We start from the raw sequence: 17105 nt of genomic DNA, 5'->3' as shown, positions 1-17105 counted from the left end.
TTATGCTTCCTCCTTAACAGATTTTGTGTGACCGGAAAGGATATAGGCAGAATCCTGTTGATCATACATTACATCATCCAATGGAACATTAAGCTCTCTGGCCAGAATTTCAACAACCCGGGGTGAACAGAAACCGCCCTGACAGCGGCCCATTCCGGCGCGGGTCCGTTTTTTTACCGCTTTAACACTTCTAGCACCAGCGCTACGGTGAATAACATCAATGATTTCACCTTCGGTAATGGTTTCGCAGCGACAGATGACCTTACCATATTTCGGATCTTCTTTGATAATTTCGACTTTTTCATCTTCGGTCATTTCATCAAAACGCAGATGTTTGCGGACTTTAGGGTTATAGTCAGGATTCTCTTCAAGATGGGGAATCATTGGTTTGACAATATTTTCAACAACATGGTGAGCTACAGCCGGAATGGAAGTGAGCCCTGGTGATTCATAGCCAGCCACATTGATAAAGCCACGTACTGGTGATTCTTCAATGATGAAGTCACCATCTGTTGTGGTATAGGTGTCTCTTACCGGGGTGTTTCGCAGACCGGCATAGGAGCGGATAATCTTATTAAAAGGCAGATCTGGACAATTTTTCAGAGCATTTTCTTTGATATAATCAAGGCGTTCACCGGTGGTGGCAATGTCACCCTTATAAGAAACTGGTTCGGCATCCGGGCCAATCAAAAGATTTCCATGAACAGTTGGAGCAACCAGAATCCCTTTGCCTTTTTTAGATGGACATGGGAAGATCACACTGTTAACCAGAGAACCGGCTTCTTTATCAAAAATAAAGTAATGTCCTTTTCGGGCCAGCAGTTTAAAATAGGGTTCACCAACCATTGCGTAAATATTGTCAGCAAATAATCCGGCTGCATTGATGACGTATTTAGCTTCCACATTACCGGCATTGGTAATGATTTCGAAATAGCCGTGGTGGTTTTTAATATCACTGACCATATGGTTCATTTTCAGGGTCACACCATTGTCGACAGCGTTTTCAGCAGCGTGAATACACAGTTCAAACGGTGAGACAATGCCTGCGGTGGGTGCATATAAGGCACCGCAAATATCTTCATTCAGATTGGGTTCCATGGCATGGACTTCATCTTTGAATAAAATCTGGAGTCCGGGAACACCATTCTTCAGACCATTCTGATACAGTTCCTGAATGGTTGCCATCTCATATTCATTGTGGGCAACAACCAGGGAGCCGCAACGTTTAAAGGGAACATCCAGATCTTCGCAGACTTTTTCATACATGATGTTTCCGGGAGCATTGAATTTTCCCTTTAATTTTGAAGCAGGTGCATCAAAGCCTGCATGGACAATGGCAGAATTGGCCATGGTAATCTGATTTCCAACATCATTTTCTCCGTCCAGTAAAACGATGTCCAGTTTGTATCGGGTTAATTCCCGAGCAATGTAGGAACCGGCAATACCAGCTCCAATAATGGCGATATCATACATAATATATTCCTCCTAAGAACTATAAAAAATTAAAAGCCATACAATTTTCTTAAATAAGGATTCATTTAAGAAAACAGTATGGCTCTCCGTTGCCTTGTATTTTATTTTTACTTATTCCTTGTGTAGCAATCGTTGCTCTTCCCGAATAAGCTCTATTTTATCCCACAATGGCTTGTGAGATGTGCTGGCAGATAATGCACCAGCAGCTAGACAAGAACGAACTTCTTCCTCTGTCTCGATGAATCCCCCGGTAACTATTGGAATATCGACCTCTTTCTTAACGGCTGTGATCAGCTTTGGAACCAGGCCAGGCAGAATTTCGATGGCATCGGGCTTAATTTTCTTGGCCGAATTGATTGAAATATCCATGGCTGAAGAATCCAATAGAAATAGACGCTGAACCGTCATCAGACCTTCCTGTTTGGCCCGAGTGATAATATTGTTTTTAGTGGTAATAATCCCTGTTGGCTTGATCTCATCTTTTAGATATTTAATAAAATAATTATCCTGTGAATAACCTTTAATCAGATCCAGATGGGTAAACACATATTTATCGGCTTTGATACAAAGTTCCACCATCTTTTTCAAATTATATACGTTGCCAGTCAGCAGAAAGATGATTTGTGATTTTGAATGGATGGCATCGTAAATATCTTTAGGATTACGAACGGCGACAATGATGGGGTTGTTCTGAAACATGAGAAGACACTTTCTCGTCGACATAAAACTCCTCCCGGTCGGATTGTATTTGTAAATTCATTATAACACAATCACAAAAATAGGAAAGAGAAAAATCTGAATTGTTGGGGTGTCAAAAACACCCCAACAATTGATGTTACAAATATTTCTTTAGGGACAACAGATTATTCTGCGTCTTCCCAGCCTTTAGAGCATTCTACAGCTTTTAACCAGCCAGCATATAATTTTGCACGAACATCGGCATCCATCGCAGGTTTGAATGAACGGTCAAGTTTCCAGGCGTTGGTTACATCAGCTTTACCATCCCAGAATTTAACAGCCAGACCAGCCAGGTAAGCAGCACCCATAGCGGTTGTTTCTACGATCGAAGGACGATCAACAGGAACGCCTAAGATATCAGCCTGGAATTGCATTAAGAAATCGTTAGCGCAAGCGCCACCATCTACTTTTAATGCCGCCAATTTAATATTAGAGTCTTTTTCCATAGCATCCAGAACATCTTTTGTCTGATAAGCTAAAGATTCAACCGTTGCTCGGATTAAATGTGATTTATTGGCACCACGGGTTAATCCCAGAATTGCACCACGGGCATACATATCCCAATGTGGAGCGCCTAGTCCTACGAATGCAGGAACCATGTAAACGCCATTAGTATCAGCAACTTTATTACAATAGAATTCGCTGTCTGGAGCAGAGTCAACTAATTTGACTTCATCTCTTAACCATTGGATGGCCGCACCAGCAACGAAGATTGAACCTTCTAAGGCGTAATCGACTTCACCATCCAGGCCCCAGGCAATGGTAGTAACCAAACCACTGTTAGATTTAACCGGTTTGTCACCTGTGTTCATCAGCATAAAGCAACCGGTTCCATAAGTATTTTTAGCCATTCCAGGTTCGAAACAAGCTTGTCCGAAGAGGGCAGCCTGTTGGTCACCAGCAGCACCGGCAATTGGGATTTCAGTGCCATAAAGAGAAGTTGTGCCATAAACATCAGAGGATGGACGAACTTCTGGTAACATAGAAGCAGGGATATCCAGTTCTTTTAACATTTTTTCATCCCATTTGAGGGTTTTAATATTAAATGCCATGGTACGGGAAGCATTTGAATAATCAGTTACATGTACCTTACCATCAGTTAATTTCCAGATTAACCAGGTATCAATAGTACCGAAAGCCAGTTCGCCTTTTTCTGCTCTTTCACGAGCACCAGGAACGTTATTTAAAATCCAGTTGATTTTTGTTCCGGAGAAGTATGCATCGATTACAAGACCGGTGTTTTCACGAACGTAGTCTTCCAGACCACGGGCTTTTAATTCATCACAGAAAGATGCAGTACGACGGCATTGCCAAACAATGGCATTATAAATAGGTTCGCCAGTTTTTCTGTCCCAAACGACAGTTGTTTCACGTTGGTTTGTGATACCGATAGCAGCAATCTCTTCAGCGGTTGCGCCAATTTTTGACATTGCTTCAGTAACAACACCACTTTGGGTAGCCCAAATTTCCATGGCGTCATGTTCAACCCAACCGGCTTTTGGATAGATTTGAGTAAATTCTTTTTGTGCAACACTAACGATTTCGCTGTCATGGTTAAATAAAATCGCTCTTGAACTCGTGGTTCCTGCATCCAGTGATAAGATATACTTTTTCATAAGTATAACCCCCTATTTATTTAATTATTTATTTAATTATGTTTGAGAAACATAATGAAACCATAAGGAAAGGAACAGAAGCAAACAAAAAAAGCACATACTAACAGATTTACATATTCTCTTAATGTAAAAACGAAAGTACGGCCCTCCATAACTCCTGCCAATATATGAAATTATTAAATCATTTCGCAAACAATCGTAAAATTATTTACGAACACATAATAACATAACTCAGAAATAATGTAAAGGATTACCGGTAAAAAAACAACGTTAAAAAAATAACAAATAAAACGATGATTATCGCTAATCATTTCAAATGAAATTTAATAATCACTTAAAAATAGTATATAATGTAGGAAAGATATAAGATAAAGCGAACCGGGATCAATATCATCCGACCGGGACAAAATGTCTATTCATTTTTAAGAATCTATGCTATAATAAAAATTAAAGAAATCGGAAATAGTTAAAAAATTATGAAACTAAATTTTAACAGTAGAGTGGAAAAAAAGATGGAAAAACAATTTACACATCTTCATGTACATAGTGAGTATAGTTTACTCGACGGCTTCGGCCGAATCGATGAGCTGGTTAAAGCGGTAGCACAAAGCGGGATGGACAGTATTGCACTAACCGATCACGGGGTGCTTTTTGGAGCCATTGATTTTTACAAAGCCTGCCTTGCTGAAAAAATCCACCCGGTAATCGGGTGTGAAGTATACGTAGCGCCCAGAGGTCTTGAAAAAAAAGATCCGGCCTATGACAAGGAACGAGCCCATCTTATCTTGTTAGCAGAGAACAATCTGGGGTATAAAAATCTCATGAAGATTGTCTCAAAAGGATTCGTTGATGGATTTTATTATAAACCCCGAGTGGATCATGAGTGTTTGCGGGATCACAGCGAGGGGATTATTTGCCTGTCCGCCTGTATTGCCGGTGAAATCCCTCAAATGCTTTTAAACAATGATTTGGCCGGCGCTGAAGCGCGCTGTCTGCTTTACCAGAATATTTTTGGTAAGGATCATTTCTTTCTAGAGGTTCAGGATCATCGGCTCCGGGAAGAAGCGCTAATTAATGAACGGTTGATTCAATTGTCGAAAAAATTGAGCATTCCTCTGGTTGCCACCAATGATGTCCATTATGTTCGTAAAGAAGACAGTGAAAACCATGACATTCTTCTATGTATTCAAACTGCTGCGACTGTTTCCGAAGAAAAAAGAATGCGTTTTCCCAACAACGAGTTCTATTTAAAGAGTCCGGAAGAAATGAGCAAGCTCTTTTCGGACATGCCGGAAGCTATTGAAAATTCCAACCGGATTGCCAGACGTTGTCAGGTCAGTTTTGATTTGGAAAAAACCCATCTACCCCAATTTGAATTACCTCCCGGAAAAACCGCAGAAAACTATTTAAAAGAACTCTGCATGACAGGGCTGTCAAAGAAATACGCAGAGCTGACTGACGAGTTACTGGATCGTCTGGTTTTTGAATTAAAAACCATTCATAATATGGGCTTTGATGATTATTTTTTAATCGTTTGGGATTTTATCAAGTATGCCAAAGATAACCAGATTATGGTTGGACCGGGACGGGGAAGTGCCGCCGGTAGTCTGGTTGCCTACAGCCTGGGGATAACGACCATCGATCCGATTAAATACCAATTGCTGTTTGAACGTTTTTTAAACCCGGAGCGGGTAACGATGCCAGATATTGATGTGGATTTTTGTTATGAACGACGACAGGAAGTCATCGATTATGTCGTCAACAAGTACGGCGAAGATCGGGTCGCACAGATTATAACCTTTGGAACCATGGCAGCCCGGGGGGCTCTTCGGGATGTTGGTCGAGCATTGGATATGCCCTATAATCTGGTCGATCGGGTGGCTAAAGAAATACCCATTCATCCCGGGGTGAATATTACCATTGCAGAAGCGTTGATGGAAAATCCTGAACTTAAAAAGATGGAAGAGGGCGATGCGGATATTGCCAAACTGGTAAAAACGGCTCAATCCATAGAAGGCTTATCCCGACATGCCTCCACCCATGCAGCCGGAGTGGTCATCTCTGATTTGCCACTGGTGGAGTACATTCCGCTGTTTCGCAACAATGATGTGATCACAACCCAGTTTCCGATGGGTCTTTTGGAAGACCTGGGCCTGTTGAAAATGGATTTCCTGGGTTTGCGCACCTTGACGGTGATCCGGGATGCCCTGGAAAATATTGAACATAGCATCAGCAAGCGGCTGGATCTGGACAGTCTGGAAATGGATGATGCCAAGGTCTATGAAATGCTCTCAAAAGGGGATACCCTGGGTGTTTTTCAGCTGGAGAGCCGGGGCATGCAGCAGTTTATCAAGGATCTTCAGCCCGGTAGCTTTGAAGATATTATCGCCGGAATTTCACTGTATCGACCTGGCCCCATGGATCAGATTCCCCGCTACATTGAGAATAAAAAAAATCCATCGCAGATAACCTATGACCATCCCATCCTTGAAAAAATCTTAAACGTAACCTATGGGTGCATGGTTTATCAGGAACAGGTCATGCAGATTTTTCGGGACGTGGCCGGCTTTTCAATGGGACGAAGTGATCTGGTCAGGCGGGCCATGTCCAAGAAAAAGAGCAGTGTGATGGAGGCTGAGGGTCAGGTATTTATCCATGGTGAGGTGGATGAAACAGGAAAAGTTGTCATCGATGGTGCTATTCGACGTGGCGTTTCCGAAACGGCTGCTAAAAAAATATTTGAAGAGATGAAAGATTTTGCCAAATACGCCTTTAATAAATCCCATGCTGCGGCCTATGCAGTGATTGCCTACCAGACGGCCTGGCTGAAGTGTTATTATCCCACAGAGTTTATGGCGGCGTTAATGTCCAGCATTATGGATGATGAGAAAAAAGTGGCAAAATATATTGAAGATTGCCGAAAAATGGGTATTCATGTATTACCACCCAGTATTAATGCCAGCTATGAGAAATTCAGTGTTTCCAGCAATTCCATCTGTTTTGGATTGGGAGCGGTTAAAGGTCTGGGGAAAAACGCCATCGCCGCTATCATTGAAGCTCGAAAAGCGAAAGGGGATTTTCAGAATCTCCGGGATTTTTGTGAACGGGTGGATCTCAAATCCCTTAATAAGCGGAGTATCGAAAGTCTTATCAAAGGTGGTGCATTTGATGCGATCGGCAGTAGCCGGGCACAGATGCTGGCTACGGCTGAACTGATTGTTGATCAGGTACAGCGGGAAAAGAAAGACCGGATCTCCGGGCAGATGTCTCTGTTGGATTTGGCTGGACTGGGCGGTTCAAAAGAACTGACGAACTTGAAAGAAGACCACTTCCCGCAAAAACAGCCGTTTTCCAAAGAGGAACGGCTGGCAATGGAAAAGGAGGTTTTAGGTCTCTACGTTACCGGCCATCCACTGGAGAAATATGAGGATGTCCTCAAAAAAACAGTCAGCTTGTTTTCCAATCTGGTTGACAGTTATCAGGATTTAAAAGATGCTGGGATCAGGGATGGACAACAGGTCAGTATTGGCGGGTTAATTGTGGAATTAAAAACCATGATGACAAAAAAAGGTCAGATGATGGCGTTTATAACCCTGGAAGACTTGTATGGACGGATCGAGGTAGTGGTTTTTCCCAAAACCTATGATGAATATCGTCGCTATTTAAAACCTGATCAGCCGGTCGTGATCAAGGGCCGGATCAATTACAATGAGGAAGCTCGAACCTCGGTGATTGCGGCGCAAATCTATCCCATCGGCGAGCCTCCTAAAAACAGAGAGAACCTTGAAGTAAAAGAAAAAACCGCTACCTATACCACTAATGGCGGCGTGCAGAACCGACAAAAACTGATTTTGAGTTTAGGGGATTTAACAGAAAAGACCTTGATAAATTCAGTTAAATCGATTCTAATTAGGTATCCGGGGCCGGTGCCGGTGGTGTTATATCTGAAAAACGAAAATAAACATTTTGGAGCCAATAAAGATTTATGGGTTACTCCTGAAGAAAAACTGATCACAGAATTAGGCCAAATTTTAGGAATAAAAAATGTGGAGGTAAAGTAAAATGAGAATTGGAGTTTTAACCAGTGGAGGCGATGCACCCGGAATGAATGCCTGTATTCGAGCCATTGTGCGGACAGCAATTTATAATAAAATAGAAGTGTACGGAATTAATCGGGGCTATTCAGGATTACTCGAAGGGGACATTACACCCCTTAGTGTTTACTCGGTGGCTGATATTCTGCAGCGGGGTGGAACTGTATTACGAACATCCCGAAGTGAGTTTTTTGCAACGGATGCCGGGGTGCGGCAAAGCGCCAACGTGCTCGAGGAGTATGGGATTGAGCACCTGATTGTTATCGGTGGTGATGGCAGTATGAATGGTGCTTTGGCGCTTCAGAAACTGGGGGCGAGTGTGGTGGGAATTCCCGGTACCATTGATAATGATCTGGGCTTTACTGATTATACCATTGGATTTGATACTGCAGTGACAACCGCTCTTGATGCCATCAGTAAGATCAGAGATACCACCTATTCGCACAACCGCATTAATGTGGTTCAGGTAATGGGGCGAAAATGTGGCGATATCGCCCTGTTTGCTGGATTATCAGGAGGGGCAGAAGCCTTGATCTTGCCGGAGGTTGAAACCGATCTGGATGCTATCTGCCTGCGTCTGCTCCAGGGTAAAGACCGGGGCAAACTTCATAGTATTGTGATGCTTGCAGAGGGGTGCGGTAATTACCGGGATTATTGCGTCAAGATCGAAGAGAAAACCCAGGTCACAACCAAGGGCACCAATTTGGGTTATATCCAGAGAGGTGGCTCACCCTCCAATATGGATCGGAATCTGGCCAGCTTTATGGGATATAATGCGGTGTTAAGTATTGTCAAAAAAGAAACTGGAACGGTGATGGCGCAGCGCTGTGGGTCGTATCTGGGCATTCCCATTGAGGAAGCACTGCAAATGCCAAAAATCTTCCGTCAGGATATTTACGATATGGCCTCGGTATTATCCATTTAAAATGAATCAGGAAAAATCGGCACCACTGTATATGGTGACCGGCTCATCTCCGTTGAAATTAGTTTAAAATAGGTAAATCAAAGATCGCAACAAAAACCAATAACGATGTTGGTAGAGACTTAACGGCCTCATCCGTTATTTTATAATACAGATTAAATATGAAAAGAGGTAGAAAATGAAAAAAACTAAGATTGTCTGCACGTTAGGACCAGCAGCAGATACAAAGGAAATACTACGAGAACTTATTCTCAATGGAATGAACGTGGCACGGTTGAATTTTTCTCATGGTAGCCATGAAGAACATGCTGCCAGAATTTCGCGGATTAAAGAAGTGCGAAAAGAGCTGGGAATCCCGGTGGCGATTATGTTGGATACCAAAGGCCCGGAAATCCGAACCGGAGAACTAAGTGCTGGAAAAGTGGAATTGGTGGCTGGAGAAAAGGTAACGTTAACGACTGAAATAATTTCGGGCGATGCAAAGCGATTCAGCATTTCCCATGAAAATCTTCCCAATGAAGTATCACCAGGATGTCGAATTCTGATTGACGATGGTTTAATTCAGCTGGAAGTGGAAGACGTTTTTGACACGGAGATGGTTTGCAGCGTCTTAAACGGTGGAACCCTGGGCAGTAAAAAGAGTATTAACCTGCCAGGGATGAGCATTGAATTGCCAGCACTGACTGAAAAAGACCGCAGTGATATTATTTTTGGCATCCAGCAGAAGGTTGATTACGTGGCGGCATCCTTTGTCAGAAAGCCTCATGATGTACTGGAAATTAGAAAAGTTCTGGAACGTAATGGCGGCGACCGTATTGACATTATTTCTAAAATTGAAAATCAGGAAGGTGTTGAGAACATTGACCGGATACTAAATGTTTCAGATGGGATCATGGTCGCCAGAGGGGATTTAGGGGTAGAAATTCCTGCGGAAGATGTTCCTTTGGTTCAAAAAACGATTATCAGAAAATGTAATTTACTGGGCAAACCGGTTATTACGGCCACGCAGATGCTGGATTCAATGATGCGTAACCCCAGACCAACCCGGGCTGAAGTTGGCGACGTAGCCAATGCGGTATTTGATGGAACCGATGCTGTGATGTTATCTGGTGAAACCGCAGCTGGCTCCTATCCGGTTGAGTCTGTCAAGACGATGTATAATATTGTCGTAAAAAGCGAAGATTCAGAGGAGTATGCCCGTCGGAAAAAACCTGATCATGGCGAGCTGACCATTACCAATGCCGTTAGCGAAGGGGCCTGCCAGATTGCTGAACAGTTGGATGCTCAAACCATTATTGCGGCAACATCGTCAGGACACACCGCCCGGATGATTTCTAAATACCGCCCGGATTGCGGCATTCTGGCGGTAACCGATAAGGTAACAACCGTCCGTCGGTTAGCCCTGGTTTGGGGAGTCAATTGTATTTATACGCCAGAGTTTGGCGACACGGATACAATGATTATGGACGTGGTCAAAAAAGCTGTCGAACAGGGTTATGTCAAATTTGGTGATCTGGCAGTAGTCGCCGCCGGTGTCCCGCTGGGCGTTCAGGGAAATACCAATATGATCAAAGTTCATACCGTTGGAAATGCGATTATCAATGGGGTGGGTATTGGCAAAAAACCTGTGACTGGCCATGCCAAGCTTATTACTGCGGCTAACCTGGATGATTTCCGGGAAGGCGATATTTTAGTGGTAAAAACCCTGACACCGGAGGTCAGCCAGGTCTTGCCACTGGCTTCTGCAATAATTACGGAAGAAGGTGGACTCAGTTCGGAAGGTGCAATTGCTGGACTTCATTATGATATTCCGGTTATTGTAAATGTTGTTAAAGCGCTGGAGATTCTGGAACATGGTAAGCTGATCTCAGTTGACCCCAAACGTGGGGTTGTCTATCAGGGGCGGGTTCAAATGATGTAATTAGCCATAAATATTCAAAAAAGCGACCGTTGTTTTTCAATACGGTCGCTTTTTTGTGGAACAAATTCGCTTCAGTCAATTTTGTAAGTGAGCTGATAGGTTTGGGATAGGGTATGTTCATCAGCAGAACTGATACTGTCAGAGCTTTTTTCGACTGAGAAAAAAAGCACCGACTTGTATGGATGACAGATAATCTCAGAATTGATATTCAGTGGGGCTGTAAGTTGGAGCGGATTTTTGCCATTGGCATCCATAATCCAGATTGATTTTAGCTGAGAATCGGAATTTGGCGTTGTTTGGGTAAAGACAATCCGTTCCCCATTGGGTGTAAACCGGGCTGACTTGTAACTACCAGTAGCGAGGCTGTTTGTGGTACTGGCACTGGTGTTCCAGGTGCGAATACTTTGGGCATCTCCGCTGTTTTTAATAAAGACAACCTGATTGGTTAAATCGTTTATATCAAAACTGCTCACATTCTCGGCAATCATCGTTGAAGCCAGTTCGTTCGACCCATCTTTCATTTTGGCGTAATATAAATTGGTTCGCTCTTCGTTTTGAGGATCGGTGGCAATAAAGATAAAACCTTTCTCCTGACTGATGAAGTCAACAGCCAAAATAGTATAGTTATTAAGGACACTGTAAACCTGACGATTTCCCTCGCTATCGGCCAGAACAATTTGGTTGTTGTTGTTGGCATAGACTACCTGGCCGGAATCGCCAATGCCGAAGTGTTGAATGACGTTTTCTTCGGGAAGGGAAATAACCCGGGTAGTATTTTGATTGACATCTGACCAGATAATCTGGCTGCCAACATTGCCAGTAAGCGGATCAATCAGCTTTTCGGCATAATAGATACCAGTATCAAAGGTATCATAAAGGGCACTCAAGGCTTTTTTATCAGAATTGACAAAAGCCGACAACTGCATGGTTTCGGTGTTATAGGTGTTGATGTTATAGGTCGTACCAAAGGTGAAAAGAACCAGATTGTTGCCACTATTGGTGATGTCCTGAACCACTCCGGGAGACGCCATCGTATAGGATTGAATGCTGATTTGCTGGGGGGATGGCTTACTGGAGACCGGATCATTGCGCAAAACAACCGGAACGTTAGTGGGAATAAAGAGGTTCTGGCAGCCGCTGCTGGTGATCAGAATTAAGAGGATGAGAGCAAAAAAGCATAGTTTATTTTGCGTTTTTTTCATCTTGATCACCTCCATAAATTAAAACCGATAGAATGGGAAGGGTGACAATAATATTGGTACCTTCGCCAACCTGACTGACGATGTCGATTTTCCCCTCGTGTTTTTCGACAATCTGCTTGACAATATAGAGGCCCAATCCGGAACCGCCTTCATCAGTACCTCGGGAGCGATCTTCTTCAACCCGATAAAAAGCATTGAAAATGCGCTTTTGTTCGATTTCTGAAATCCCCGGACCATAATCCCGGATGGACACCACGATGTGATTATCTTCGATGGCAGATACAACATCAATGATATCACCACGGTTTGAGTACTTGATGGCGTTATGAATAATATTGATAAAGACCTGCTGAAGCCGGTCATAATCTCCCAAAATTTCTGGAAGTTCGTCAGACACATAGTTAATTTCAACGTCGGACTGGCTGGCTTTAATCTGCATTTGTTCGACGACATCGGAAAGCAGCAAAACGATGTTTAGATTCGTTTTCTTAAAATCAAACTCGGCTTTATCAAATTTATTCACATTTAATAAATTATCAACCAAGCGCAACAATCGGTGCCCTTCACGGTTGATGGTATTCAGCGAGCGGTTGATAATTTCCGGATCTGCCACCTGTCGACGGGTAAGCATATCCGTATAGCCAATAATCGTCGTTAGTGGGGTGCGTAACTCATGGGAAACACTGCTGATGAATTTTCGCTGTTCTTCCTGAATATGCCGGGCAGCGGTCATGTTACGGATAATAATCATATAGTTTTCTTCAAAACCTTTTTCCCGGATGGGACTGCCAATGAGCAAAAGATTCCGGTTGTTGCAGTCAATTTCTTCAGAAATATGATCCTTGCCGTTCTTAAGGCTGTCAAAGATATCCCGCAAAAATGACTGATATTGAAAGTCATAAATCGTTTTGGGATTGCTGACATTGAAATACGTTTTAATGTAACTGTTTGAGGTGATTATATTGCCATTCTTATCGATGGCCAAGAGCCCGTCATCAATCGATGCCAAAACTCCGGCCAGACGTTTTCGCTCCGATTCCAGCTGCAGGATGACATTGTTGATATTGGTAACCATGTCATTAAAGGCCTGGGTCAGATCGCCGATTTCATCGGTGTGCTTATAATAAATCGTCAAATTATAATTGCCATGATTGATTTCTTTGGAGATCTTCGTCAGATCTTTGATCGGTTGAAAAAAGTGTTTCGAGAATGACATGGTGACAAAAATTAGAACCAACAGACCAATCAGTCCGCCGATCGCAAAAAGGATCCCGGCAACATGCAAAAAAGTATCCATTTCATGCATCGAATATACAAAACCAATGTATCCCACAATGCTATTATCAATGGTAATTGGGGCGGTAAAATAAGCCATACTGGCATCATTAATCGATTTGAGGGTAAATACCGGGGCATTCTCAGCCAACGACAGCTCAAGTTCGGTGTTAAGGATATTATTGATGGTCGTCTCATCGACGGAGTCCGCAATGCGATTGCCCTCTGTGTCAAACAGCAGAACCCGATGGTTTTCTTTTTCAGAAATGCTTTTAGAGAGATACAGACTATTGCCGATAAACCGGTTTTTTAGAGGGTCAGAGCTTTGAATGTTTTTTAATTCCTGGCTGATAAACAAGGTGGAGTCCTGGGCTGTTTTTTGTAAGTCATCTTTTGTTTGATTGATGTAGTAATAGGAGGTTCCCTGAAAAACGCAAAATACAACAATTAAAAATGCAAAAGCAAAAAGCAGAATGTTGTATAAGATCATTCGAACCCGATAGCTTAGTTGCATTAAAGTTTCCTCATTTTATATCCAATTCCAAAAACAGTTTGGATGTATTTATTGCCCTGGGTGTCAATTTTACGGCGGATGCGCTGAACGTGCATATCAACGGTTCGGGTATCGCCATAATAATCATATCCCCATATTTTTTCCAGTAGGGTATCTCGGGGGAAAACCTGTTCCAGATTGGAGGCCAGCAAAAAGAGTAACTCAAACTCTTTGGGAGTAAGATGAATTTCTTTGCCATCCAGCATGACCATTCGCTCATCGGCATAAATGCTCAAATCACCATTTTTAAGGAGTGATTCTTGTTTTTGGGGCTCAATGGTAATATTTGAACGACGCAGATGGGCTTTGATCCGGGCTAACAGCTCTCGATTGTCAAAAGGTTTGGTCAGATAATCATCTGCACCCAGTTCCAGTCCCAAAACCTTATCAATAATATCAGTTTTAGCGGTTAAAAGGATAATCGGAACACCGAGCTGGGGGGAGAGTTCCCGACAGACATCATAACCGTTTTTCTTGGGCAGCATGATATCCAGTACAATCAGATCGGGGTGAATCGCCAGTGCTTTTTCGACGGCTTCCACACCGTCGCTGGCAGTTTCCACCTGATAACCTTCAAATTCCAGTTCCAATTTTATTAAATCAACAATCGATGCTTCATCATCGACAACGAGAATTTTTTCATTCATTTTTATACCTACTTTCTTTTGTTACTATAATAAAATATTATTAATTAGAGATTAAAACCACAAGTTCAACTGTTCCTTATTTTGGATGGCGCCTAACACCCGGTCATCCAGATCCGGAATGGTTTTGCGGAGATTTTTAATCATCATTTTGATGTCTTCCCGTTTCGTATGGCCATCGGCAGGACAGGTGCTCGGGATGACCGGTAGAGTTTTGATTTCCGGATCGCCGATAATATCTCGTTCCTTAACAAAAATTAAGGGTCGGATCAGGGTGATGTCTTTTCGATCCAGATAGGTTACCGGTGAGAAGGTGTTAATTCGTCCTTCATAAAACAGACTAAGAAAAAAAGTCTCAATCGCATCGTCGGCATGGTGACCCAGGGCAATGGTACGACAACCCCGCTCAATCGCCAGATCGTGGAGGGCACCTCGTTTCATCCGGGCGCAGAGTGAACAGGGATTTTTTTCCTGTCGTTCTTCAAAAACGATTGGTCCAATGGAAGTTTTTTTGATGGTATAAGGGATATCCAGGCGGGCACATAAATCAATCAATGGAGTCAGATCCATGCCCCCAAAGCCCATGTCGAGGGTAATTCCTTCCAGTTCAAAAGGGACTGGCGAAAAGTACTGAAAGCGCTTCATGGCGACCAATAGTGCGGTACTATCTTTACCACCGGACAAACCGACAGCAACGCGGTCACCGGGCTTAATCATTTGATATTTTTCAACCCCCCGACGTAGGGGGCCAAGAATTTTTTTCATTGAGTGCTCCTGTGTTTATCATGATGCCGAAGTAAGTGTTCCTTAACCGAAGCTTGTCAAAATCATTCATAAAAGGTACAATATAGACTTAATGGCATTCTATAGTCATTCTAACACTTAACCGGAGAGATTAAAAGGAGATTTGTTTATATGCAACAGGCAATTATTAATTTTTTGGCATTTTTGCCGGATTGGCTGGAGATCATCGTTATTTCAGCCATTCCGGTTGTTGAACTGCGCGGGGCCATTCCCCTGGCAATTTTAGCTTATGATATGTCGTATCTACAGGCCTATCTATTGGGGGTTCTGGGGAGCATTATCCCGGCGCCATTTATTTTGATGTTTATCCCAGCTATCCTTAAATGGATGTCAGGTACTAAAATATTCGGGAAGATGGCCAGTTGGATTATTGCCAAAGGAATGAAAAAATCAGATAAACTGACGCAGTATGAGTTTTGGGGTTTGTTTATTTTTGTTGCCATTCCCTTACCGGGAACCGGGGTTTGGACAGGGTGTCTGGCAGCTTCGCTAATCGGACTGGATTTTAAACATAGTATGATTTCAGTTACTTTGGGATCGGCAACGGCAGGAATTATTGTTACGGCATTGGTTGCCGGTGGGCTGTCTTTATTTTAGAAAACAGGAGTAGTAATGGCACTATCGCAGAATTTTTATCTAGAAAACAGAAGAAAGATGGCAGAACAGCTGGAAAATAATAGCTTGGCAATCCTATTTTCTGGTCGGGAAATCGCAATGACCGAGGACGCCAGCTATCCTTTTTTTGCCAATAATAATTTTTATTATTTAACTGGGATTCGTGAGCCGGAGGTGGTTCTGGTAGCGATCAAAGATCATCACGGTGATTTGTCCTGGAAGCTCTTTATTGAAGAAGCGGATCCACTGAAAGAAAAGTGGGTGGGTAAGAAGATTACTTGTGAAGCAGCAAAAGCGGTTTCGGGTATTAATGAAGTCTTTTATATCAAAGAGCTACCCCGGGTGATTGGTCTGACATCATCCAGTCAGATTTTGTATTTTGATTTTAAATCACCCCAACATCAAAGCTTTAAAACCGAAGACGAAGAGCTCAAAAAAACGTTGAAGCAGTGTGAAATAAGGGATTTGCATCCGATTTTGGCAGCAATGCGACTGATTAAAACGCCGGAAGAAATCAGTGCGATTGGCAGAGCCAATGCGGTTACCAAAGCGGCCATCACAGAGATGCAGGCTTTGATTAAACCGGGCACCTACGAATATGAATTGGCAGCTTTTTTTGAGTATTTTGTCAAAAAAGCTGGAACCGAGGGATTGGCCTTTGAAACCATCGTTGCGACAGGAAAGAATGCCACCGTTTTGCATTATGTGTCCAATCGCTGTGCCTTAAAAGCCGGTGAGCTGGTGCTTCTGGATCTGGGGGCCCGGGTCGACGGCTACTGTGGTGACATCAGCCGTACCTTTGCAGTGAATGGAGAAATGACAATGGATCAGGAAAAACTCTACGGAATTGTCAATGCGGTTCAACAGGAAATGTTCACAGCCTATCGACCGGGGGCTGTGCTTAAAGAACTGCAGAATCTGACCAAAGAGCTGTTCCTGGAAAAATGTTGCCGCGCCGGTTTTGTTCCTGAAAACAATGATATCACGGAGTTTTATTATCACGGAATCGGTCATCCGTTGGGTTTGGACACCCACGATGTTCGACCAGCCGGAGATCTGATCCTGGCACCAGGCATGGTCATGACCGTGGAGCCGGGGCTTTATCTGGAAAAACGGGGTCTTGGGATTCGGATTGAGGATGATGTGGTGATCACTGATTGTGGCTGTGAAGTCTTGTAGCGATAGCTTAATTTGCTCATCAAATTAAGCTGAGGTTATCCTTGCCAAAACTTTAGTCAGTAATAAAAT

12 protein-coding genes are annotated in these 17105 nt (G+C 43.0%); 5 read left to right on the top strand and 7 right to left on the bottom strand.

The window, feature by feature from the left end:
• The 3 genes from BI182_RS09355 to glpK form a co-directional block, all read right to left on the bottom strand.
• Positions 1-1473: an NAD(P)/FAD-dependent oxidoreductase gene (locus BI182_RS09355; RefSeq protein ID WP_070370088.1), complete on the bottom strand. Its 1473-nt coding sequence runs from the start codon at positions 1471-1473 to the stop codon at positions 1-3.
• Positions 1474-1584: 111 nt separating this feature from the next.
• Complete coding sequence (locus BI182_RS09350; RefSeq protein WP_148638760.1) at positions 1585-2196, bottom strand: glycerol-3-phosphate responsive antiterminator; 612 nt, start codon at positions 2194-2196, stop codon at positions 1585-1587.
• A 140-nt stretch (positions 2197-2336) separates the two neighbouring features.
• The gene (glpK, locus tag BI182_RS09345) at positions 2337-3827 is read right to left on the bottom strand and encodes a glycerol kinase GlpK (protein ID WP_286807366.1); all 1491 of its coding nucleotides are present in this window, start codon (positions 3825-3827) and stop codon (positions 2337-2339) included.
• A gap of 512 nt (positions 3828-4339) precedes the next feature.
• Here glpK and BI182_RS09340 point away from each other — a divergent pair.
• The 3 genes from BI182_RS09340 to pyk all read left to right on the top strand — a co-directional run bounded on the left by BI182_RS09340 (position 4340) and on the right by pyk (position 10764).
• On the top strand, positions 4340-7888 hold the full coding sequence (locus BI182_RS09340) for a DNA polymerase III subunit alpha (protein ID WP_286807358.1): 3549 nt from the start codon (positions 4340-4342) through the stop codon (positions 7886-7888).
• 1 nt (position 7889) lies between these two features.
• Positions 7890-8846 carry an ATP-dependent 6-phosphofructokinase gene (locus BI182_RS09335; RefSeq protein WP_070370084.1) on the top strand — a complete coding sequence of 319 codons (957 nt, stop codon included), beginning with the start codon at positions 7890-7892 and terminating at the stop codon, positions 8844-8846.
• 175 nt (positions 8847-9021) lie between these two features.
• On the top strand, positions 9022-10764 hold the full coding sequence (gene pyk, locus BI182_RS09330; protein ID WP_228882771.1) for a pyruvate kinase: 1743 nt from the start codon (positions 9022-9024) through the stop codon (positions 10762-10764).
• 71 nt (positions 10765-10835) lie between these two features.
• On the opposite strand, the gene BI182_RS09325 is transcribed toward pyk, so the two are convergent.
• The 4 genes from BI182_RS09325 to BI182_RS09310 are packed head-to-tail and all read right to left on the bottom strand — an operon-like array spanning position 10836 to position 15203.
• Complete coding sequence (locus BI182_RS09325) at positions 10836-11966, bottom strand: TolB-like translocation protein (RefSeq protein WP_286807350.1); 1131 nt, start codon at positions 11964-11966, stop codon at positions 10836-10838.
• Entirely contained in the window at positions 11947-13755 is a 1809-nt protein-coding gene (locus BI182_RS09320; RefSeq protein ID WP_228882773.1) for a HAMP domain-containing sensor histidine kinase, read from the bottom strand. The genes BI182_RS09325 and BI182_RS09320 overlap by 20 nt, the downstream gene beginning before the upstream one ends.
• Positions 13755-14441 (bottom strand): response regulator, encoded by a 687-nt coding sequence (locus tag BI182_RS09315; protein ID WP_070370080.1) that lies wholly within the window; start codon positions 14439-14441, stop codon positions 13755-13757. The genes BI182_RS09320 and BI182_RS09315 overlap by 1 nt, the downstream gene beginning before the upstream one ends.
• 51 nt (positions 14442-14492) lie before the next feature.
• Entirely contained in the window at positions 14493-15203 is a 711-nt protein-coding gene (locus tag BI182_RS09310; protein WP_148638755.1) for a tRNA 2-thiocytidine biosynthesis TtcA family protein, read from the bottom strand.
• Between the two features lie 150 nt (positions 15204-15353).
• Between BI182_RS09310 and BI182_RS09305 the strand changes: the two genes are divergently transcribed.
• A complete protein-coding gene (locus BI182_RS09305; RefSeq protein ID WP_070370078.1) occupies positions 15354-15839 on the top strand; it encodes a COG2426 family protein in 486 nt (161 codons plus the stop codon).
• 15 nt (positions 15840-15854) lie between these two features.
• Complete coding sequence (locus BI182_RS09300) at positions 15855-17036, top strand: aminopeptidase P N-terminal domain-containing protein (RefSeq protein ID WP_286807337.1); 1182 nt, start codon at positions 15855-15857, stop codon at positions 17034-17036.
• Positions 17037-17105 lie beyond the last annotated feature (69 nt).

Origin of the sequence: Acetobacterium sp. MES1 (assembly GCF_002237635.1) — a bacterium.
Taxonomy (GTDB): Bacteria; Bacillota; Clostridia; order Eubacteriales; family Eubacteriaceae; genus Acetobacterium; species Acetobacterium wieringae.
This window is presented reverse-complemented; position numbering and strand designations above follow the sequence as displayed.